This window comes from Micrococcales bacterium, from assembly GCA_016703125.1.
GTDB lineage: Bacteria > Actinomycetota > Actinomycetes > S36-B12 > UBA10799 > JADKAV01.
On the sequence record JADJCR010000010.1, the window covers coordinates 1 to 19,529 of the forward strand.

The following is a 19,529-nucleotide window of genomic DNA, read 5'->3' on the forward strand; positions in this document are numbered from 1 at the left end:
CGGCGCGGGTCCGGCTGACCCGCAGCCGCGGCGCCGCGGTTCTGGTGCGCTACCGAATTCCGGGCATCCCAGACTGGTCCCAAGGAGACGAGTACCGTCCGGTGGCGGTGGCCGGGGATCACACGTTCACTACCCTGACCGCCGGGGCCACGCACACGTGCGGGGTCGACACCGCCAGGAAGGCGTGGTGCTGGGAAACGACGAAAAGGGGGGCCTCGGGGACGGCAAGGATGATCAGGCGTCCGAGTACAGTCCGGTGGCGGTGGCCGGGGGGCACACGTTCACGACCCTGACCGCCGGGGGCATGCACACGTGCGGGGTCGACACCGCCGGGAAGGCGTGGTGCTGGGGTTCCGACGGTAACGGCAAACTCGGCGACGGCGACGACGGCCAGGAGCGGGAGCCCAGCCCGGTGGCGGTGGCCGGGGAGCACAGATTTTCGACACTGACCGCCTCGAACATGCATACGTGCGGCGTCGACACCACCGGGAAGGCGTGGTGCTGGGGCTGGGACACCGACGGGGCGGCCGGGGATGGCGATGACGGCCAGGGCAATGAGTACAGTCCGGTGGCGGTGGCCGGGGGGCACACTTTCGCGGCCCTTACCACCGGCGATCTGCACACATGCGGGCTCGACACCGCCGGGGTGGCGTGGTGCTGGGGCTATGACGGTCAGGGGCAGGTCGGCGACGGCGACGACGGCCAAGGCGACGAGTACAGCCCAGTGGCGGTGGCCGGGGGCACACGTTCATGGAGCCTGACCGCGGGCTACCGCCACACGTGCGGTGTGGACCCGGCCGGGGCGGCGTGGGGCTGGGGCGCCTGCAGTTTCGGCAGTCTCAGTTTCAGCCCGGTGGCGGTGGCCGTGGGTCACATTCACGACCCTGACCGCCTCAAACAACCACACGTGCGGGGTCGACACCGCCGGGAAGGCGTGGTGCTGGGGCTGGAACAGTTCGGGCGCCCTCGGGGTCGGCAGGGGCGTGTCGATCGACCAAACCCCGGTGGCGGTGGCCGGGGGGCACACTTTCACGTCCCTGACCGCCGGGGGCACGCACACGTGCGGGGTCGACAATGCCGGGAAGGCGTGGTGCTGGGGCTCCGACGCCCTCGGGCAGGTTGGTGACGGCGACGAGTATTCACCCTGGCAGGACTGACGGCAGTGGGCAACGACCCGAGGGGTCACGATTGCGCTCGCGCCACAGGGGTGTGCATCACCATGGGGATGACCAACAGATGGAGGGGTCTCGAAGCGATGTTCTGGCCTGCGCCCGGCGGCTTCGAACTCCAGGCCATCGCCACCGTTGGGCCCGCAGGTCGGCTCGGGGTTCGGCCGGACCTGTATCCCCGTTCGGCTCAGGCCGAACGTAGGAAACGGTCCATGACGCGAACCCCGAACTCCAGGGCGTCGACGGGGACGCGTTCGTCGATCCCGTGGAACAGTGCCGTGAAGTCGAGATCAGCAGGCAACTGCAGCGGGGCGAACCCGAAGCACCGGATGCCCAGCCGGGACAGCGCCTTGGCGTCCGTCCCCGGACAAGGTGTACGGGACCGGCACGGCCTCGGCGTCCTCAGCCATCGGCGCGGCGACCATCCCATGCAGGAGATCTCCATCGAAAGTCGTCTCGAGGCTGATGTCGAGGACCTCCGGCTCATAGGTGACCCCGGGCTCCAGTAGCGCATCGAACTGGGCGAAGAAGTCGGCCTCCAGGCCGGGCAGGAAGCGGGCGTCGACGACGGCCTCGGCCTCCCCCGGGATCACGTTGTTCTTGTAGCCGGCGCTCAGCATGGTGGGGTTGGCGGTGTGCCTCAGGGTGGCGCCGATCATGCGGGCCAGCGGACCGAGTTCGGTCAGGGCCGCTTCCGGATCGCGTGGGTCGAAGTTGACCCCGGCAGCCTCACACGCCTGGGCGAGGAACTGCTCGACGGTCGGCGTCAGTTGCAGCGGGAACCGGTGCTCACCGATCCGGGTGATGGTGCGCGCCAGTCTGGTCACGGCGTTGTCGTCGGCAATCATCGATCCGTGGGCCGCTGTGCCCGAGGCCCGCAGGCGCAGCCAGGCCAGCCCCTTCTGCGCAGTCTCGATCATGTAGAGGCGCTTCTTGTTGGCCAGTTCCAGCGAGAATCCCCCGACCTCTCCTACCCCCTCTGTGACACCATCGAGAAACTCGGGATGGTTGTCCACCACCCAGTGGGCACCATGACGGCCACCCGCCTCCTCGTCCGGCAGGAACAGCAGCACGATGTCCCTTCGGGGCCGGGTCCCCTGCCGCTGCCAGTCCTGGACCACGGTGAGGATCATGGCGTCCATGTCCTTCATGTCAACGGCTCCCCGGCCCCACACCATGCCGTCGTGGATGACCCCTCGAAGGCCGGGACCGACCAGTCAGCGGCGATGGCAGGGACCACGTCGAGGTGCGCGTGAAGCACCAGCGCCGGTGCCGCGGGGTCCTGCCCGGGAACGCGGCAGACGACACCTTGCCGCTGCGCGGAAGTCGTGGTGAAGCGGTGGGGATCCAGCCCCGCCCCTGCAGGAACGCCTCCACGAACTCAGCCGCAGACGCCTCCCCGGTCCCGAACCGTCGCCGTAGTTGGAGCTGTCGAGTTGAATGAGTTCCGGAACAGACCCGGGCTACCGTCGACGTCATGGTGTCACTGTGCCATCGGGCGCACCGGGCTGAACAGCCGAACCGTTGACCTCCCGGCTGTTCGTTGCCGTATGGGCCGTCGCTGGAAGCGGTGGACGCGCTGGCCCGTGCCCTGGAACCCCTGTCCGGGGCCTATCCCGAACTGCGCTGGCAGACACCCGACAGGTGGCACATCACGCTCGCCTTCCTCGGCGACCGCGACGAGCACCGGTGCGTCGAACGGTTCGGGCGGCAACCTGCGGCGGCGGCCGGCGCCCTGCAGCTCGACGGCAGCGGCATGTTCGGGCCGGTGTTGTGGATCGGCGTGTCCGACTCCGGCTGGCTGGCAACGGTGGCCTCACAGGCGCAGCGGGGTATGGGTTCGGATGAGCGACGGTTCCGCGGACACGTGACCGTGGCGCGTTCGCGCACCGCAACTGGCAGGCGGCAACTGGCCCGCGCCGCTGCTGACCTGGCGTCGTTCCGATCCCCGCCCTGGATCCCCGACGAGGTGACCCTGGTGCGCTCCACAACCGGCCCTAGGCCGTCGTACGAGGTGATCGCGCGCACCCCCCTCACCAGTCACGGTCCCTGAAATGGGCTTGCTAGTCTTGGAACCCCAACCGGTCCGGGTGGCGGAATAGGCAGACGCGCTAGCTTGAGGTGCTAGTGCCCTTAACGGGGCGTGGGGGTTCAAATCCCCCCTCGGACACACAGAAGTGGGATCAGTCCCACCACTCGGGGGTTGACGACCCCCACCTCGACCGGCGAGAGCACGCTCGCCGAGGCACACCCCGCATTCGGACGCGTCGACCCACCCGTTGACGGCCCTGCCTCTGAACCCCCGGAAGCAGGTGCTGCGGTCGCGTGCGGCACGGGTGAACCGGGTCACTATTGCGAACCGAACGCCGGGATCGTGGACCCGCCGATAGCCAAACACGTGCCTGCTACTCGCCCCCCGCGCCTGCCCGCCGCCATCACACGCGTCATAGTGGGCGCTGCGATGCCCGCCTGAAGGCGCCCAGCTCGCGGCGGAAGGGGGCAGGTCGGTCGGGCTCCCAGTTGTGCGGCGTCCGGGTCGAGTGGATCAGGGGGCGGGGTGTTCTGCTTCCTCGCCGAGGTCGACCAACTCTGCCCTGGTTGCTGCGAAGTCCTTGGGGTTGAAGGTGTAGATGGGCAGTGCCTGGCTCACGGCGATCGCGGCGATCATCGCGTCGAATGCGCGCGCTCGAGAATTCTGACCCGCTGCGCGTAGCGACGCGGCGATAGGGCCGAAGGCTCGAGCGGCCTCAGCGTCGAAGGGCAGCGGTTCACCGAAGTCGGTCTCGGCCTGCTGCAGGTGTCGTTGGCGAGCGGCTCGCTCGGACGGGGTGGCGGCGACGAGCGGTCCGACGCTCAGCTCCGCCAAGGTCACGGTCGTGATGACGGACTCGGCGGCCAGGCGCCGAGGATCGACCTCCCCCAAGCGGATGACCGCGCTGGTGTCCAGGACCGCGCGATCGTGGGGCGGGGTGGTCACAGGGACTGGTCCAGGAGTGCGTCGATGTCGCCCCTCAGCGCGTTGGCGTCCACCTGGGGAAGCCGTCGCCGGCGCGCCACCAGCTCCGCGGCAGACAGGCTTCGTCGTGGGAGGGGTCGCAGTTCGGCGACGGGGGTGCCGTCGCTGGTGATGGTGAGGGTCTCTCCGCTCTGGACGCGTGCGAGCACGTCACCGCCGTGATTGCGGATGTCGCGGACGGAGACTCGCTTCTCATCAGGGGTCGCGGTCATGCCCCGAGTGTATCACCCGTGAGACGCCTCCGACGGACCTGGCGTGGAGGTCGCCGGACACTGGGTGCGGACGCCTTTGATGGACTATTCGAAGGCGCCCTCACTGGCTCACGGCACTGCAAGGGCCGCTCCACCCGGGCCGCTCCAGGTGCTCGTCTCGAGGAGCCTCATCTAACGTGCATCTCACGAGATTCTGACAACTGGCCGTAACGGCCAAGTGGGGACCTCACCGTGAATCGTGGTCTGATCAGGCATTTCATGGATCACGCACTACTGCCCGTTTCGGCCCAATATGGGCGTGACGAAAGTTCAAGTCCCCCCTCGGACACCAGGAACACACGTGTGACCTTACGTTGAGCAAGAGTTGCGAACTCTCAGCCTTCGCGCGTCAGACGCCTTGCGACTGTTCTTGCGGGTTGTGTCGAATACGTTCGTTTCGCGCAGAGACCAGTAGGCAGACAGGGAGTTATCATCCGGCGAATGACGAGGACAGCGGCAACTGGAGTTGCTTCGATTGCTGAGGTGGCGGACCTGCGGGGCGATGCCCGTTCGTTCCGTTCTGTGGGTGATCCTGCGGATACCGATTCTGCGGCATCAGGCGCTGAGGGAGCACTGAGTGGTTGAGCGTGCGGCGACTGGGCATCCACCGTGGTCACGGCTCCAGGGAAGGGCGTCGGTGTTTCCTTTTGCGGCAACGGGGACGCGGTGTCGCCATGCCCGACTGATGCCGGAGCCTCAGCGTGAACACGGCCGCGGTGGAGACGGCAGCGGCGCGGCGAGCTGTCTTCTACGCGAAGTTCACGATCGGCTACAACGTGGTCGAGGGTGTCGTCGCGGTCGCCGCTGGCACCGCAGCCGGGGCGATCTCACTGATCGGGTTCGGCGTCGATTCCGCGATCGAGGTCGCCGCCGCGACCGTCGTCCTGATCAGGCTCACGGCCAACCTGCGCGGCGAGGAACCCGACGAGGACAAAGAGCGCCGGGCGCTGAAGTTCATCGCGATCACGTTCTTTGCGCTGGCCGCCTACGTTGTGTTCGAAGGCGTCCGCGACTTGATCACCGGCGAGACACCTGACACGTCCCTTGTCGGCATCGGGATCACCGGGCTGTCAGTGGTGATCATGCCGTGGCTGGCGCGGGCGAAGCGGATAGCCGGTGAGCAGATGGGCTCCAAGCTCGTCATAGCCGATGCCTCGGAGACCAGACTGTGCGCCTGGCTGAGCGTGTCCACATTCGCAGGGCTGGTCGCATTCGCCGTCTTCGGTCTGCCATGGCTCGACGCCGTTGCCGGATTCATCATCGCCGCATTCGCGATCATGGAAGGTAAGGAAGCCTGGGAGGGCGAGCTGGCCGACGACGACGGCGATGACTGACAGCCCCACCCCGGTCCAGTCCGCTACTGAGAAACGCCCACAGGTCTCGCCCGCTATTGCTGCGGCGTGGCGGCGGACTGGCCGCCAGGACGTGGGCGAAAGGGCCACCGTCCGGGTCGCACCGGCGCCCGCTTTCCGGCATACACGGATCGCCCGGACATCGTGTGGCACGGCGCCCGCCAACCCCTCGCAAAGGAAGGTGCTGCATCGCCCTTGACGGGTCGCCGCCCGGTCAGTCGAGGATGTCGTGCGGACCGTCGCCACAAGAGGGGCAGCATGGCCCTTTAGTTACCGGATGCTGCGGCGAACTCATCAGGCAGGCCGTGCAATGCAGCTTGCCGCAGCTCTGGCACACGTGGGCCCGTCGAGCCTCCAATGCCTCGTACCTACGCTGGGGTCCCGCTGCTTCGCGTGCGCCTGCTTGCGCCTGAACAGGGACATCGCAACCTCCCTTGAAGGCCGATGCCGGTCTCCGTGCCGAGTGCCACGTCGTGATGACCCGAGGCCATGGTGTCGCCGCTGTACGAGGTCATCCGGCCACGAGGCGCGACATCGTCAGAATGCACCGCTCTGCCGCACCTTCGGTGCGATCATGCGACGTGAGTTTCGACTACACGGACCCGCGCTGGGTTGATGAGGCTGTTCACCTGTCCCCGTACGATTCGGCGTGGCCGGAGACCTTCGAGACCGAAGCCGTTGCGCTGCGTGCCCTGCTCGGAGGTTGGATCACCGGCGGGGTCCATCACGTGGGAAGCACGGCGATACCGGGCATGATCGCCAAACCCGTCATCGACATCATGATCGGCGTCGCCGGTCTTGAGGAAAGCCGACCCTGCATTGACGCACTCCGTGGGGTGGGCTGGTGGTATGCGCCATACCGCCCCGACATCATGCATTGGTTCTGCCGGCCGAACCCGGCGCGACGCACCCACCATCTGCATCTCGTGCCAACCGGCTCGGACTGGTACCAGGCGGAGTTGTCATTCCGGGACTACCTCATCGAGCACGCCGCTGATGCCGAACGGTACGCCAGATTGAAGCAGGACCTGGCTGCACGCTTTCCTGATGACCGCGAAGCCTACACAGAAGACAAGAGCGAGTTCATCGCCCGCGTCAATGCGCGCGCAGGTCAACCGCGCCGCAGCACGCAGAGGACACGAACAACTGCCGGCGGCCGCCCCGTCCTCGGTGCTACTGCCCCGACGTGGAACCGGCTCCCGGGGTCGATGCGATGTACTCGCGCAACAGGTCCGCGAAACGGTCCGGCTCGTCGAGGTGGGGGAAGTGGCCGGCCCCTTCGAAGAGTTCGACGCGGCACTGCGGGATCGATCGCTGAGCCTTGAGGGCATGCCACGCGGGGATCATCCGGTCACGCGAACCCCACACGATCAAGGTCGGGACGGGTATGGCATCCGGGAGGTAGTCATGCGCGCTGACGCTCTGTCCCCCCGGGTCGATGACGGAACGTGTGGTGGCGAGAAAGGCACGGCGGCTCTGACCGTCACCGAGCGACGTGAACCCCTGCCAGATCGCAGTTATGTCCGAGCCGGGCTTCCAGCCCGCCTTGCCCAGCAGGCGCCCGGCGGACTCGGCGCGCTCGCGTACCCACTGCGACGCGATGACGGGAAGCACCCACTCCGCGCCCGGCAGAGCCGCCGAACGCAGGACCCCGTTCACCTCACGGCCGAGCCCACCACTGGCGACGAGGACCAGTCGCTCGACCCGCTGCGGGAAGAGGTAGTAGAACTCCATCGCGATCCCCCCGCCCAGGGAGTGCCCGACGATGGTGACCTTCTGGATCCCCAGCCGATCGAGCAGGTCCCGCAGGGTCGCGGCGTGGGCACCCAGCGAGTAGTCCCCCATCGGCTTGGCCGAATGTCCGTGTCCGAAGAGGTCGGGAACGATGACCCGATGGTTGTCGTCCATGCGGTCGATCAAATGGGTCCAATTCCGGTGGGAGCCGAGGATGCCGTGGACGAACAGCACCGCCGGACCCGACCCGCTGTCGAGGTAAGCCAGTTCATGGCCGTGGAGCGCCACTCTGTGGGGGGTCAACGTCTGCATGGCACTCCTTGCGTGGCCGGCCTGGCGGACAGAACCTACTCTACCGTAGGTTTCGCAACCGTAGGTTCAGGCGCTGTGGGATGTGCGCGCGGGCCAGCGAGGACTACTCTCGGGCGCATGACCGATCACCCCGACAGCGACCACATGCACTTCCGGCGGATGGACGACATGACCCCCGCCGACTTCGAGGTGCTCCGGCACGTCCACGAGGAGAACCTCGAACGACTGCCCGACCTGCTGCTCGGGCTGCTCGACAGCCTCGGTGGCGATGAGGCGTATCCGGTCGACCGCAAGACGCACTCCCTGCAGGCCGCGACCCGGGCGCTCCGCGACGGCCGCGAAGAGGAGTACGTCGTCGTGGCACTCCTGCACGACATCGGGGAGGCACTCGGTCCACTCAACCACGGGGAGGTGATCGCAGCCATCCTCAAACCCTTCATCAGCGAGGCGAACCACTGGATGCTGGAGCACCACCCCCTTTTCCAGACATACTTCTACGGCGGCAACGTCGGCATCGATCCGGACGGTCGCAACGCGTACCGGGACAACCCGTACTTCGAACGCACCGCGCAGTTCTGCGCCCTGTACGACGAGGTGTCGTTCGACCCCGATTACCCCAACGAGCCGGTCGAGACCTTCGTGCCCATGGTGCGCCGCGTGCTGTCCAAGCAGTGGGAACCGCCGAACACCGCGACGTCATAACGCTGGCGCGTCCCCCGCTAGGCTTCCGCGCGGGAGGGTTCCATGATCGGGCTGGGTACAGTCATCAACGTTGCGGCGATCCTCGTCGGAGCGAGCATCGGCGTCCTCATCGGCCATCGCCTGCCCGAGCGGACCCGCACCACCGTCACCGACGCCCTCGGCCTGGTCACACTGGTCATCGGCGGACTGAATGTCGTGGCCCTGCAGGACGAGGCGTTCACCGCCGCCGTGGGTGGGGGCGTGACCCTGCTCGTGGTGCTGGGGGCGCTGCTCATCGGGGGGATCACCGGCTCGCTGCTCGGCCTGGAAAGCCGGCTCGAGGATCTCGGGTCCTGGTTGCAGCGACGCCTGGCCCCCGGGGAAGGCTCCGGGTCACGGGCGCGGTTCGTCGAAGGTTTCGTCGACTCCTCGCTCATCTTCTGCATCGGCCCGCTCGCGGTGCTGGGTGCGCTCAGCGACGGACTCGGGCAGGGCATCGACGAACTGGCACTGAAATCGGCCCTGGACGGTTTCGCGGCGATCGCCTTTGCGGCGTCGCTGGGGTGGGGGGTCGCCGCCTCTGCCCTGTCCGTGGGCGCCTGGCAAGGGTTTCTCACGGTGGTGGCGGTTCTCGTCGGCGACATCATGTCGCCGGAACTCGTGGCCGCGATCACGGCCACGGGGGGTGTGCTCCTGCTCGGGGTCGGGATGCGCCTACTCAACCTCAAGGCCATCCCGGTGGGCGACATGCTGCCGGCCCTGATCGCCGCCCCGCTGCTGACTGCGGCGGTCGCGGCAGTGGTTACTTGATCTTCTTCACGAAGACAGTCACGTGTTGGACTGCGCGGATCGAGAACGTCTTGCCCTCGTACTCCTCGAAACCCTGGCGGCCTATCCCCTTGGTGGGGATCGTGACGGAGATCGTTTCAGTGCCCGCCTCGGTGGAGCCCTTGCGGGGTCCCGACGTGTAGCCCACCTCGGACATCAGCATTGCGCTCACTGAAGGGTTGTCCAGGACGACCCCGGCCTGCGCCCCGCAGATCCGCCACCCCTGCTTCACCTGCCAGGTCGCGTACGGGGGCGAAGAACTCACCTGGAAGCGGACTGCGCCTGGGTTGGTGCCTCGGGACACCGGGGGCTGACCCTCGATCGGTGTTCTCACTTCCCGTGTGGACGTTCGTGTGCATCCGTGCCAGCTGTAGGTCGGGGTCGGGTGCCCGAGGAAGTAGCCGGCGTCTGCGCTCGGCGGACGCTTGTCGTTCTCGGGGTTCGGTTTCTTGGCATGCGTCACCGATGGGGTGGCGGCGAGGCCGAGGGCGAGGGCGAACAGTGCCGTTCTGCGCAGCATGGACAGACCCTAGCCCACCTGCCTGCGCACCCGCTTGTCGCACTCGCGCGCCGGATCACCCGCGCAGCGTTTGGGCCAACTCGGCGAAGGCATCCACCATCAAGCCCATGTCCTGCTGCGTGTGGGCCACCGAGACCAGCCACTGCTCGTCGAGACCAGGAGGCGTGAGAATGCGGCGGTTGATGCCCCACAGCCAACTGAGCTCGGCGGCCTCGAAGTCCGTCCTCTTGTAGTCGCGGTAGTTGCGCACCGGGGCGTTGGCCCAGGTCACCGCGCCCTTGACGCCGAAGCCGACGGTGTGGGCCGGCAGTTCGTAGCGCGCGATGATCTCGTCCATCGCATCGAGCGCGCCATTGTTGATCTGCTCGGCATGGTCGAGCACCTCCGGCGTGCAGACCTCATCGACAGCGGCCGCCGCCGCCATGGTCAGCGGATTGCCGTTGTACGTGCCGAAGTGGGCCATCCGGCCGTCGGTGATCGTCGACATGATGTCCTTGCGGCCGCCGAACGCCGCGAGCGGAAGGCCGCCGCCGATGCTCTTGGCGAGGGTGACCAGATCCGGCTTCACGCCCAGTCGTTGCCCGGCCCCTCCGACGCCGGCGGTTAGCCCGGTCTTCACCTCGTCGAACACCAGCAGCGCACCGTGGCGATCGCACGCCTCGCGTACGCCGGCCAGGTAACCCTGATCCGGGAGGACGATGCCGATGTTCTCGAGCACCGGTTCCATGACCACCGCTGCGATCTCATCGGCGAACTCCGAGAGCACTGCCTCCAGTCGGTCGAGGTCGTTGTAGGGCACGACGTGGACGATGCCGGCCTCCACTTCGAACGGCACGACCGGCACGGGCGCATCCTCAGGTCCTGCCTCGGCGACATCCGGTTTCACCGACACGGACAACGCGTCGTACCCACCGTGGTAGCCACCCTCGATCTTCACGATCCCGCGCTTGCCGGTGAACGCGCGTGCCGCCTTCACGGCGTACATGTCGGCTTCTGTGCCGGAGTTCGCGAAACGCACCTGCTCGAGACTGAACCGCTGCTGATACCGCTCGGCGATGTCCGTGGTGGTCGGCGACGGCGTCACGAACAGGGTGCCGGTCTCCAGCGCCTTGGACACGTACTCGACGACCACCGGGTTCAGGTGCCCCACCAGCATGGCGCCGAAGCCCATCGACAGGTCCAGGACCTGCCGGTCGTCGACGTCGGTCAGCCAAGCCCCCTTGGCAGCCTTGAAGGCCAACGGGTGCGGGTCCCAGTGCTGGAAGGAGGACGCGACCCCCAGTGGCAGCGGCACGGACGCCCGCTCGTGGTGCGCGGCCGAACCCGGGGTGGAGGCGGTGAAGCGCTCCCACTCCTGCGCCATCAACTTCTCGATGCGAGCCGGGTCCAGTGGCGTGGAGGAGCCCGGCACGGTCCGCCGAGTGGCGGGGTCGTTGGGCAGGGAGGTGGTCTTGTCGATCTCAGTCATGGTGGCTCCGCGGGCGTTGAACGTTCCCCCGACCGTAGCAAGAACGGCGACGTTTCGACAGCCCAAACCGTCATCGGGGGGCGTTTATCGCCACGGATTCCTTTGTGCAAGAGCCATGCAACTTCGATGTCCGTCGGCGCAGGCTGACGAATAGGGTCGCCAGTGTGAACGGATCCCTGCCCCGAATCGTGCCCGCTGACCCCGCTGAGCCCCGGTCGGTCGAGGCACTGACCGCATACGCCGGCGAAGTGCGTGAGGCAGCCGGCCTCACTGCGCTGGAGCCCCGGTCGGCGGTGTCCGATATCGATGGCTTCGCGCCGCCCGATGGGTGCTTCCTACTGGCGCTGGCCGGCGATGATGCGGTGGGCTGCGTGGGACTGCAGCGCGTGGGCCCGGACGCGGCGGAGATCAAGCGCATGTGGGTGAAGCCCGAGCACCGTGGCTCCGGACTGTCGAACCGACTGCTGGACGAGGTGGAAGCGCAGGCGCGCGACCTGGGCTACTCGAGGCTGCTCCTGGACACCCACCGCGCCTTGACCGCCGCGGTGCGGTTCTACGAAAGACACGGCTACGTGGCCGTGCCCCGGTACAACGACAACCCCGACGCCACCGACTTCTATGGCAAGGACCTCCCGGGGAGCACCGCGTAGGCCGGCCCAGCGCCGCGGGATTCAAGGGTGGGAGCGAAAGGTACAGGCGGGAGCGATCCAACCGCGCAGTTTCGCTCCCGGGTAGAGGTAACTCTCCCGCCTTTGCCTGGACGGCGGAGGCCCGGCAGCCCCGCCTCGTCGCACAGGCGGGAGCGGCAGCGCCGCGGGTTTCAAGTGCGGGAGCGAAGCCGACAGGCGGGAGCGAACCAACCGCGCAGTTTCGCTCCCGGATGGAGGTATCTCTCCCCCCTTCCCCTGGACGCGGGCCCAACCCCCTCCCCGCAGGACTCCTCACGCACGTTCCGCCGAATCGGCGGCACTGGGACCGGCTGAGGACTAGTCTCCAGTTGGCCCAGCGCTGTTGAGGAGGCAGATGTGTCCCACATCGACGATGCCGCACCCATCGGATTCCCAGAGGTCGCGGAGGAGAAGGGGCTCAAGACCGGCGCCCTCGGCCTGATCTCCAGCGTGGTCATCGGCATGGCGTCCACGGCGCCCGCCTATTCGCTGGCCGCAAGTCTCGGCTTTGTGGTGGCCACCACAAACGGCGACGGCATCGTGGGGGTGAAAGCGCCGTCCATCATGCTGCTGGCCTTCGTGCCCATGCTGCTGATCGCGATCGCGTACCAGCAGCTCAACCGCGCCGAGCCTGACTGCGGCACCACGTTCACCTGGGCCACGCGGGCCTTCGGGCCGAGGGTGGGCTGGATGGGCGGCTGGGGCATCATCGCCGCGGACGTCATCGTCATGGCCAACCTCGCCCAGATCGCCGGTTCCTACACCTTCCAGCTGTTCGGCTGGGACGGCCTGCAGGAGTCGAGCTTCTGGACGACCTTGGCCGGTGTGCTGTGGATCGTGATCATGACTTGGATCTGCTACCGCGGGATCGAGGTGTCGGCGCGTTTGCAGTACGTCCTGCTCACAATCGAGATCGTGATCCTGGTGATCTTCTCCGTCATCGCCCTGCTCAAGGTCTACGGCGGCGACGCACCGGAGGGCGCCCTCGTCCCGAACCTGTCGTGGTTGTGGCCATCGGGGATGACCCTCAGCGCGCTGGTCACGGCCACCCTGATCGCCGTGTTCATCTACTGGGGTTGGGACACCGCCGTATCGGTCAACGAGGAGACCGCGGACCCGGAGAAGACCCCTGGACGGGCGGCCATCATCTCCACCGTGCTGCTCGTCGTCACTTACGCGACCGTGAGCGTCGCGACCGTGGCGTTCGCGGGTACCGGGGAGAGCGGACTGGGCCTGGCCAACCCGGACAACGCCGACGACGTCTTCGCGGCCATCGGGCCGAGCGTGTTCGGCGACAGCGGGGCGGGCAAGTTCATGGAGGTCCTGCTGATCCTGGCGGTCCTCTCCTCAGCGTCCGCCTCGACCCAGACCACGATCCTGCCGACAGCGCGCACGTCGCTGGCGATGGGCGCCTTCAAGGCACTACCGTCCTCGTTCGCGACGATCCACCCCCGCTACCTGACGCCCACCGTGTCGACGATCTGGATGGGTGCGGTGTCGATCGCGTTCTATGTGGGGATGACCCTGGTCAGCGAGAACGTCCTGGCGGACTCCATCGCCGCGGTCGGCCTGATGATCGCCTTCTACTACGGGATCACCGGATTCGCGGCGGTGTGGTTCTACCGGCACCACCTCTTCGACAGCCTCCGGGACTTCCTCATGAAGGGTCTGTGGCCCTTCCTCGGCGGAACGATGCTGCTCACCGCCTTTGTGATCGCCAGCTACCAGTACGCACAACCCGACTACGGCTACACGACCCTGTGGGGTGTCGGCGGGGTCTTCGTGCTCGGCATCGGTTCGCTGCTGCTCGGCGTGGTCCTCATGTACATCTGGAATGCGATGGCGCCGGCGTTCTTCCGCGGTGAGACGCTCCCCAAACGCAGCGCCAGCGATCTCATCCTCGAGATTCCCGCGGACGAAGCAACGTCGCTGCGGCTGCCGGACTCCGGCCTGCCCGACCTGGTGATCGCACCTGACTTGTCCAACCTCCCGGAGGGGGCTGTCGCCGTCGATCTGGAGAGCGGGATGGAGGTTGACTCCGCGGACGATCTCGAGGAGTTGCGCGAGGAGCAGGCCGAGGCGAGCGGCCGACGAGGACCCCGAACCGCCGGGCACACGCTGACGTCAGCGCAACTGCAGTCCTGCTGCGGTTTCCAGGACCGCCAGAGCCACCAGTCGCACGGTGCGCTGATCCGCGGTGTCGGCGGTGGCGTCAACCTCGGTGAAGTCCACCCCGACGACACATCGGGAGCGGGCGGCAATCCGCGCGGCCTGGCGCAGTTCGCGCGCCGTCAGTCCACCGGGCACCGAGGCCGGACACGCGGGGGCCACGCTGCGATCACACACATCGACGTCGAGGTCCACGTGGACACGGCCTTCGCCACCACCGGAGGCGATCTCGATCGCGCGGACCATCACCTCCTCGATCCCGGCAGACTCGACCTCCTCGCGGCCGATGATGGTGATCCCGTGATCACGCGCCCGCACAGCGTAGTCCCGTGAATTCGCGAAGTCGCTGATCCCGACCTGCACGACCCGCCGCCCGTCGAATCCACCCGCGAGCAGCCGCTGCACCGGGGATCCGTTGGACATCCCGTCGCGCAGGTCGTGGTGGGCGTCCAATGTCACCAGCCCGTCAGCGGCCAACCCCCGAGCGACGGCGTAGGTGATGGAGTTGTCCCCGCCGAGGGCGACCAGCAGGTCGCCGCCCCATGTCGCAAGCGTGCCGATCGTGCGCTGCTCGCCCTCCGGGCCGTCGGGTTCGCCCACGTCTCCGAGGTCCTTGGCGGCCAGATCACGCAGGTCGGTGCCCTGCGACTCGACCCAGGTCGAGTACCGGTTCAACGCCGCCCGCACGGCGGCTGGGGTGTTGTGGGCGTTCGTGGGTGACAGCGACGTGGTGTGAGCCGGGATCCCGATCAGCCCCCAGGCCGGCTGGCTCCCTGATGCGGCCAATTCGGCGGTGCTGCGCGCCAGCCACTCCCCCGCCCGAGGCCACCGCGGGTCCTGGTGCAATCCCGCCGTCACCGCACCCGCTCCCCCGCGCGCCACACGCCGGCGACCAGATCGACCCCGGGTCGGTAGGCCAGGTGCACGTACGACGGCGCGTCCAGCATGACCAGGTCGGCCGGCCCACCCACCTGCAGGCGCCCGACGTCGTCACGGCGCAGCGCCCTGGCCCCCCCAACCGTGGCCGCCCACAACGCCTCGGCCACCGTCATATGCATCTCGCGGACCGCCAGGGCGATGCACAGCGGCATCGACGTGGTGAAACTGGTGCCCGGGTTGCAGTCCGTGGCCAGCGCCACAATGACACCGGCATCCAGCAGACGGCGGGCGTCGGGATACGGCGAACGCGTGGAGAACTCCGCGCCGGGCAACAAGGTCGCCACCGTCGGCTGGGAGGTCGAGACACTGTCTGCCAGGGCGGCGACGTCCTGCGGGCTCAGATGGGTGCAGTGGTCGGCGGACGCGGCGGCCACCTCCACTGCGACGGCCACCCCCGGACCGGGCTGCAATTGGTTCGCGTGCACTTTAGGGACCAGCCCCCGCCCAACGCCCGCGGTCAGCACCCGGCGGGCCTGGTCGGCATCGAAGGCACCCCGATCGCAGAACACGTCGACCCACTTGGCCGCTGGCGCGCACGCCTCGAGCATCGGCCCGGCCACCAGTTCCACATACGCATCGGGCTGCCCGGTGAACTCGGCGGGAACGACGTGTGCGCCCAGGAAAGTCACCTCGCCGGTGAACTCCCCCGCCACGTGCAGTGCCCGTAGTTCGTCGTCGACGGTCAGGCCGTAGCCGGACTCTGATCTCGAAAGTGGTGCTGCCCGACGCCAGCAACTCCGCCACCAGTCGCCCGACGTTTGCGCGCAGTTGATCCGTGGATGCCGCCCGCGTGGCGGCCACGGTTGTGCGGATCCCACCGGCGGCGTAGGGCTGTCCGGACATCCGCGCGGCGAACTCCTCGGAGCGGTCCCCGGCGAACACCAGGTGCGCGTGGCTGTCCACGAATCCCGGGACGACTGTCCGGCCACCGGCATCGACGCGGCCATCCGCCGCTGGTGCCCCGCCTGCGGCGCCGATCCAAACGACCCGGCCGCCCTCGATCACGACCGCCGCGTGTCCGAGCACTCCGAGCAGGTCGTCGCCGTCGCACGTGACGAGTTCCCGGATGCCGTCGATGAGCAGGCTACCCACCGGCTATCCCTCGGCCATGGGGATGCGCACACCGTCCCGGTCGGCAACGGCCTGCGCTTGCGGGTAGCCCGCGTCCACGTGCCGGATGACACCCATTCCGGGGTCGTTGGTGAGGACCCGGGCCAGTTTCTCCCCGGCCAGCGCCGTGCCATCCGCCACACAGACCTGACCGGCGTGGATGGAGCGGCCCATCCCGACGCCACCGCCGTGGTGGATGGACACCCACGACGCCCCGGACGCGGTGTTGATCAGAGCGTTGAGCAGCGGCCAGTCGGCGATCGCGTCGCTGCCGTCGAGCATGGCCTCGGTCTCGCGGTACGGCGATGCCACGGACCCGCAGTCGAGGTGGTCGCGGCCGATGACGATCGGAGCGGACACCGTGCCGTCGGCGACCAGTTCGTTGAAGCGCACGCCGGCCTTGTCCCGCTCGCCGTAGCCGAGCCAGCAGATCCGTGACGGCAGACCTTGGAACGCCACGCGCTTCTCCGCGGCGCGCATCCACCGGGCCAGCGGTTCGTTGTCCGGGAACAACTCGAGCACCGCCCGGTCGGTGGCCGCGATGTCGGCTGGGTCACCGGAGGCAGCCACCCAGCGGAACGGACCCTTGCCCTCGCAGAACAGCGGACGGATGTACGCCGGCACAAAACCGGGGAAGTCGAAAGCCCGGGCGAACCCGCCCAGCACCGCCTCGCCGCGGATGCTGTTGCCGTAGTCGAACACCTCGGCCCCGGCATCCATGAAACCGACCATCGCCTCCACATGGCGTGCCATCGATGCCCGCGCGCGCTGCGTGAAGTCCTCGGGGTCACGCTGCGCCTCGCTGTGCCAGTCCTCGAAACTGATCCCCAGCGGCAAGTACGACAACGGGTCGTGGGCCGAGGTCTGGTCGGTGACGATGTCGACGTCGACACCGCGGCGCAGCAACTCGGGCAGCACGTGGGCGGCGTTGCCCACCACCCCCACACTCCAGCCACGGCGTTCCCGCTTGGCCGTCAGCGCCTTCTCCACCGCCAGGTCGAGATCGTCGGTCCATTCGTCGAGGTAGCGGTCCTTGACCCGGCGTTCCAGCCGGGTGGCGTCGACATCGACGATCAGGCACGCGCCGTCGTTCAGCGTGACCGCCAGGGGCTGGGCGCCACCCATGCCGCCACAACCGCCGGTCAGCGTCAGTGTCCCGGCCAGCGTGCCGCCGAACCGCTTGGCGGCCACCGCGGCGAAGGTCTCGTAGGTCCCCTGCAGGATGCCCTGGGTGCCGATGTAGATCCAGGAACCGGCGGTCATCTGCCCGTACATGGTCAGACCGAGGGCCTCCAGGCGGCGGAACTCCGGCCAGTTCGCCCAGTCCCCCACCAAGTTCGAGTTGGCGATGAGAACCCGCGGTGCCCACTCGTGGGTCCGCATGACACCCACGGGACGCCCGGACTGCACGAGCATCGTCTCGTCGTCGCGCAGGGTGGACAGCGTGCGCATGAGCGCGTGGAAGCTGGGCCAGTCCCGTGCCGCACGGCCGGTGCCGCCGTAGACGACAAGTTCGTCGGGGTTCTCCGCTACCTCGGGATCCAGGTTGTTGGCGAGCATGCGCATCGCCGCCTCCTGCGGCCACCCGAGCGCGGTGCGCTGCGTTCCGCGCGCCGCGCGAACGCTGACCGGCGTACCCAGTTCGTGTGTCATCGCTTCCACCTTCCTGCTTCCAGAGGCCCCACGGCATCCTCGACGGCGGCCAGGACCGATCCGTCGGCCAGCAGGCCGACCGCGTCCTCGATCTGCTCGGTGACCACGGCGTCCGGTCCTGGTCCCGCCACCTTCGTCCGCAGCACGTCGCGAGCGGCGCCGGTCCCCGGGGCCGGCTGCAGCGGTGCGCGCAGGTCCAGTGCGCGCGACCCGACCAGGATCTCCACGGCCAGCACCCGCCGCAGCCCGTCCACGGCCTCCCGGAGCTTCAAGCCGGCCGACCACCCCATGGAGACGTGGTCCTCCTGCATCGCCGAACTGGGGATGGAGTCGACGCTGGCAGGCGCGGCGAGCCGCTTCAGAGTGGACACGATCCCGGCGGCGGCGTACTGGGCGATCATGTAGCCGGAGTCGACCCCTATCTCATGGCCCAGGAACGGCGGCAGACCCTGCGATCGGGTCTTGTCCAGCATCCGGTCCGTCCTGCGCTCGGAGATGGAGGCCACGTCGGCGCAGGCGATCGCCAGGAAGTCCAAGACGTACCCCACGGGCGCGCCGTGGAAGTTGCCATTGGACTGCACCCGGCCGTCGGGCAGGACCACCGGATTGTCGATGACGGCCTGCAGTTCCCGCTCAGCCACGATCCGGGCGTGCTCGGCGGTGTCCCTGGCCGCTCCGGTGACCTGGGGTGCGCACCGCAAGGAGTAGGCGTCCTGAACCAGGTGTTCGGTGTCCTCCCGGTGGCTGGCCACGATCTCGGAGCCTGCGAGCAGCCGCCGCAGGTTGCCTGCCGAGGCGACCTGGCCCGGATGCGGGCGCAGGGCCACCAGATCCTCGGCGAATGCCCGGTCGGTGCCCAGCAGCGCCTCCACGGACATCGCCGTGGCCAGGTCACTGAGGGCGAACAACTCGTCGAGGTCCGCCAGGGCGAGGGCCAGCATGCCCAGCATCCCGTCCGTGCCGTTGATGAGGGCCAGGCCCTCCTTCTCGTGCAGCACGAGGGGTTCGATGCCGGCTTGTGCCAGGGCGTCAGCCGCGGACCCGGTGCCGCCGCGCGGATCCAGTACCTCGCCCTCCCCCATGGCGACCAGGGCCACGTGCGACAGCGGCGCCAGGTCACCGCTGCACCCCAGCGATCCGTATGTCCGCACCGCCGGGGTGATGCCCTCGTTGACCATGCGCGCGAGGGTCTCGACGACCACCGGCCGCACTCCGGTGAGCCCGGAGGCCAAGGTCTTGAGCCGTAGCACCATCAGCGCGCGGACCACCTCAGGGTCGACGAGCGCGCCGGTGCCCGCCGCATGACTGCGGATCAGGCTGCGCTGGAGCGCGGTGCGCCGGTCGGCGGGAATGGAGACCGTCGCCAGCGCCCCGAACCCCGTCGAGATCCCGTAGACGGGCAGGTCGGCACCCGCGAGCTCGTCGACGATCGCGCGCCCGGCCCGGACAGCCTCCCTCGCATCCGGTGGGATCGCGACGCTGGATCTGCCTCTGGCAACGTCAACCACATCCGCGAGCGTCAAGGTGTCGATCGAGCATTCCTGCGTCACGACCCGATTCAATCAGCACCGCGCCCATGAGGCACCGCTACGCGTTACTCGATTGCGACGAAAGTGCGGCGCCCACAGCCTGGTTTGCGACGAAGGTGGCCGGTCGCAG

14 protein-coding genes, 1 tRNA gene and 4 pseudogenes are annotated in these 19,529 nt (G+C 68.3%); 9 read left to right on the top strand and 10 right to left on the bottom strand.

Annotated elements, in window-relative coordinates; genetic code table 11:
- Nucleotides 1–187: 187 nt before the first annotated feature.
- Nucleotides 188–1,126, top strand: a complete 939-nt coding sequence (locus IPG68_13930; GenBank protein ID MBK6764292.1) for a hypothetical protein — start codon at nucleotides 188–190, stop codon at nucleotides 1,124–1,126.
- Between the two features lie 230 nt (nucleotides 1,127–1,356).
- Here the strand turns inward: IPG68_13930 and IPG68_13935 are convergent.
- Nucleotides 1,357–2,520 (bottom strand): annotated as a pseudogene (locus IPG68_13935) (M20/M25/M40 family metallo-hydrolase).
- Nucleotides 2,521–2,739: 219 nt separating this feature from the next.
- On the opposite strand from IPG68_13935, the gene thpR reads away from it, so the two are divergent.
- Both thpR and IPG68_13945 read left to right on the top strand, forming a co-directional pair.
- The gene (gene thpR, locus IPG68_13940) at nucleotides 2,740–3,222 is read left to right on the top strand and encodes an RNA 2',3'-cyclic phosphodiesterase (GenBank protein ID MBK6764293.1); all 483 of its coding nucleotides are present in this window, start codon (nucleotides 2,740–2,742) and stop codon (nucleotides 3,220–3,222) included.
- A gap of 31 nt (nucleotides 3,223–3,253) precedes the next feature.
- Nucleotides 3,254–3,339, top strand: a tRNA-Leu gene (locus tag IPG68_13945).
- Nucleotides 3,340–3,714: 375 nt separating this feature from the next.
- Here IPG68_13945 and IPG68_13950 read toward each other — a convergent pair.
- Nucleotides 3,715–4,146: a type II toxin-antitoxin system VapC family toxin gene (locus IPG68_13950; GenBank protein MBK6764294.1), complete on the bottom strand. Its 432-nt coding sequence runs from the start codon at nucleotides 4,144–4,146 to the stop codon at nucleotides 3,715–3,717.
- Nucleotides 4,143–4,397, bottom strand: coding sequence for a type II toxin-antitoxin system prevent-host-death family antitoxin (locus tag IPG68_13955; protein MBK6764295.1), 255 nt, complete (start codon nucleotides 4,395–4,397; stop codon nucleotides 4,143–4,145). The genes IPG68_13950 and IPG68_13955 overlap by 4 nt, the downstream gene beginning before the upstream one ends.
- Nucleotides 4,398–5,137: 740 nt before the next feature.
- Between IPG68_13955 and IPG68_13960 the strand changes: the two genes are divergently transcribed.
- Nucleotides 5,138–5,770 (top strand): cation transporter, encoded by a 633-nt coding sequence (locus IPG68_13960; GenBank protein ID MBK6764296.1) that lies wholly within the window; start codon nucleotides 5,138–5,140, stop codon nucleotides 5,768–5,770.
- A 560-nt stretch (nucleotides 5,771–6,330) separates the two neighbouring features.
- A pseudogene (locus IPG68_13965) lies at nucleotides 6,331–6,891 on the top strand (GrpB family protein).
- 70 nt (nucleotides 6,892–6,961) lie between these two features.
- Here IPG68_13965 and IPG68_13970 read toward each other — a convergent pair.
- The gene (locus IPG68_13970; GenBank protein MBK6764297.1) at nucleotides 6,962–7,834 is read right to left on the bottom strand and encodes an alpha/beta fold hydrolase; all 873 of its coding nucleotides are present in this window, start codon (nucleotides 7,832–7,834) and stop codon (nucleotides 6,962–6,964) included.
- Nucleotides 7,835–7,951: 117 nt separating this feature from the next.
- Here IPG68_13970 and IPG68_13975 point away from each other — a divergent pair, with 117 nt between their 5' ends.
- A complete protein-coding gene (locus IPG68_13975; protein MBK6764298.1) occupies nucleotides 7,952–8,536 on the top strand; it encodes an HD domain-containing protein in 585 nt (194 codons plus the stop codon).
- Nucleotides 8,537–8,578: 42 nt separating this feature from the next.
- On the top strand, nucleotides 8,579–9,325 hold the full coding sequence (locus IPG68_13980; GenBank protein ID MBK6764299.1) for a DUF554 domain-containing protein: 747 nt from the start codon (nucleotides 8,579–8,581) through the stop codon (nucleotides 9,323–9,325).
- On the opposite strand, the gene IPG68_13985 is transcribed toward IPG68_13980, so the two are convergent.
- Together IPG68_13985 and IPG68_13990 are read right to left on the bottom strand one after the other, a co-directional pair.
- Complete coding sequence (locus IPG68_13985) at nucleotides 9,318–9,863, bottom strand: hypothetical protein (GenBank protein ID MBK6764300.1); 546 nt, start codon at nucleotides 9,861–9,863, stop codon at nucleotides 9,318–9,320. The two genes, IPG68_13980 and IPG68_13985, sit on opposite strands and share 8 nt — an antisense overlap.
- Before the next feature lie 55 nt (nucleotides 9,864–9,918).
- Nucleotides 9,919–11,331 (bottom strand): aminotransferase class III-fold pyridoxal phosphate-dependent enzyme, encoded by a 1,413-nt coding sequence (locus IPG68_13990; protein ID MBK6764301.1) that lies wholly within the window; start codon nucleotides 11,329–11,331, stop codon nucleotides 9,919–9,921.
- 164 nt (nucleotides 11,332–11,495) lie between these two features.
- Here IPG68_13990 and IPG68_13995 point away from each other — a divergent pair, with 164 nt between their 5' ends.
- Together IPG68_13995 and IPG68_14000 are read left to right on the top strand one after the other, a co-directional pair.
- Entirely contained in the window at nucleotides 11,496–11,981 is a 486-nt protein-coding gene (locus IPG68_13995) for a GNAT family N-acetyltransferase (GenBank protein MBK6764302.1), read from the top strand.
- Between the two features lie 480 nt (nucleotides 11,982–12,461).
- A pseudogene (locus tag IPG68_14000) lies at nucleotides 12,462–14,030 on the top strand (APC family permease).
- Nucleotides 14,031–14,123: 93 nt separating this feature from the next.
- Here IPG68_14000 and IPG68_14005 read toward each other — a convergent pair.
- The 4 genes and pseudogenes from IPG68_14005 to hutH all read right to left on the bottom strand — a co-directional run bounded on the left by IPG68_14005 (nucleotide 14,124) and on the right by hutH (nucleotide 19,420).
- Nucleotides 14,124–15,026 (bottom strand): arginase family protein, encoded by a 903-nt coding sequence (locus IPG68_14005; protein MBK6764303.1) that lies wholly within the window; start codon nucleotides 15,024–15,026, stop codon nucleotides 14,124–14,126.
- Nucleotides 15,023–16,199: pseudogene (locus IPG68_14010) on the bottom strand (imidazolonepropionase). Before IPG68_14010 ends, IPG68_14005 begins: the two are co-directional and overlap by 4 nt.
- Before the next feature lie 3 nt (nucleotides 16,200–16,202).
- The gene (locus IPG68_14015; GenBank protein MBK6764304.1) at nucleotides 16,203–17,870 is read right to left on the bottom strand and encodes a urocanate hydratase; all 1,668 of its coding nucleotides are present in this window, start codon (nucleotides 17,868–17,870) and stop codon (nucleotides 16,203–16,205) included.
- On the bottom strand, nucleotides 17,867–19,420 hold the full coding sequence (gene hutH / locus IPG68_14020) for a histidine ammonia-lyase (protein ID MBK6764305.1): 1,554 nt from the start codon (nucleotides 19,418–19,420) through the stop codon (nucleotides 17,867–17,869). Before hutH ends, IPG68_14015 begins: the two co-directional genes overlap by 4 nt.
- Nucleotides 19,421–19,529: the final 109 nt, after the last annotated feature.

Coding starts and splice junctions, on each gene's coding strand:
- IPG68_13975 (MBK6764298.1), top strand. CDS start 7,952: ATGACCGATCACCCCGACAGCGACCACATGCACTTCCGGCGGATGGAC.
- IPG68_13980 (MBK6764299.1), top strand. CDS start 8,579: ATGATCGGGCTGGGTACAGTCATCAACGTTGCGGCGATCCTCGTCGGA.
- IPG68_13970 (MBK6764297.1), bottom strand. CDS start 7,834: ATGCAGACGTTGACCCCCCACAGAGTGGCGCTCCACGGCCATGAACTG.
- IPG68_13985 (MBK6764300.1), bottom strand. CDS start 9,863: ATGCTGCGCAGAACGGCACTGTTCGCCCTCGCCCTCGGCCTCGCCGCC.
- IPG68_13955 (MBK6764295.1), bottom strand. CDS start 4,397: ATGACCGCGACCCCTGATGAGAAGCGAGTCTCCGTCCGCGACATCCGC.
- IPG68_14015 (MBK6764304.1), bottom strand. CDS start 17,870: ATGACACACGAACTGGGTACGCCGGTCAGCGTTCGCGCGGCGCGCGGA.
- IPG68_13990 (MBK6764301.1), bottom strand. CDS start 11,331: ATGACTGAGATCGACAAGACCACCTCCCTGCCCAACGACCCCGCCACT.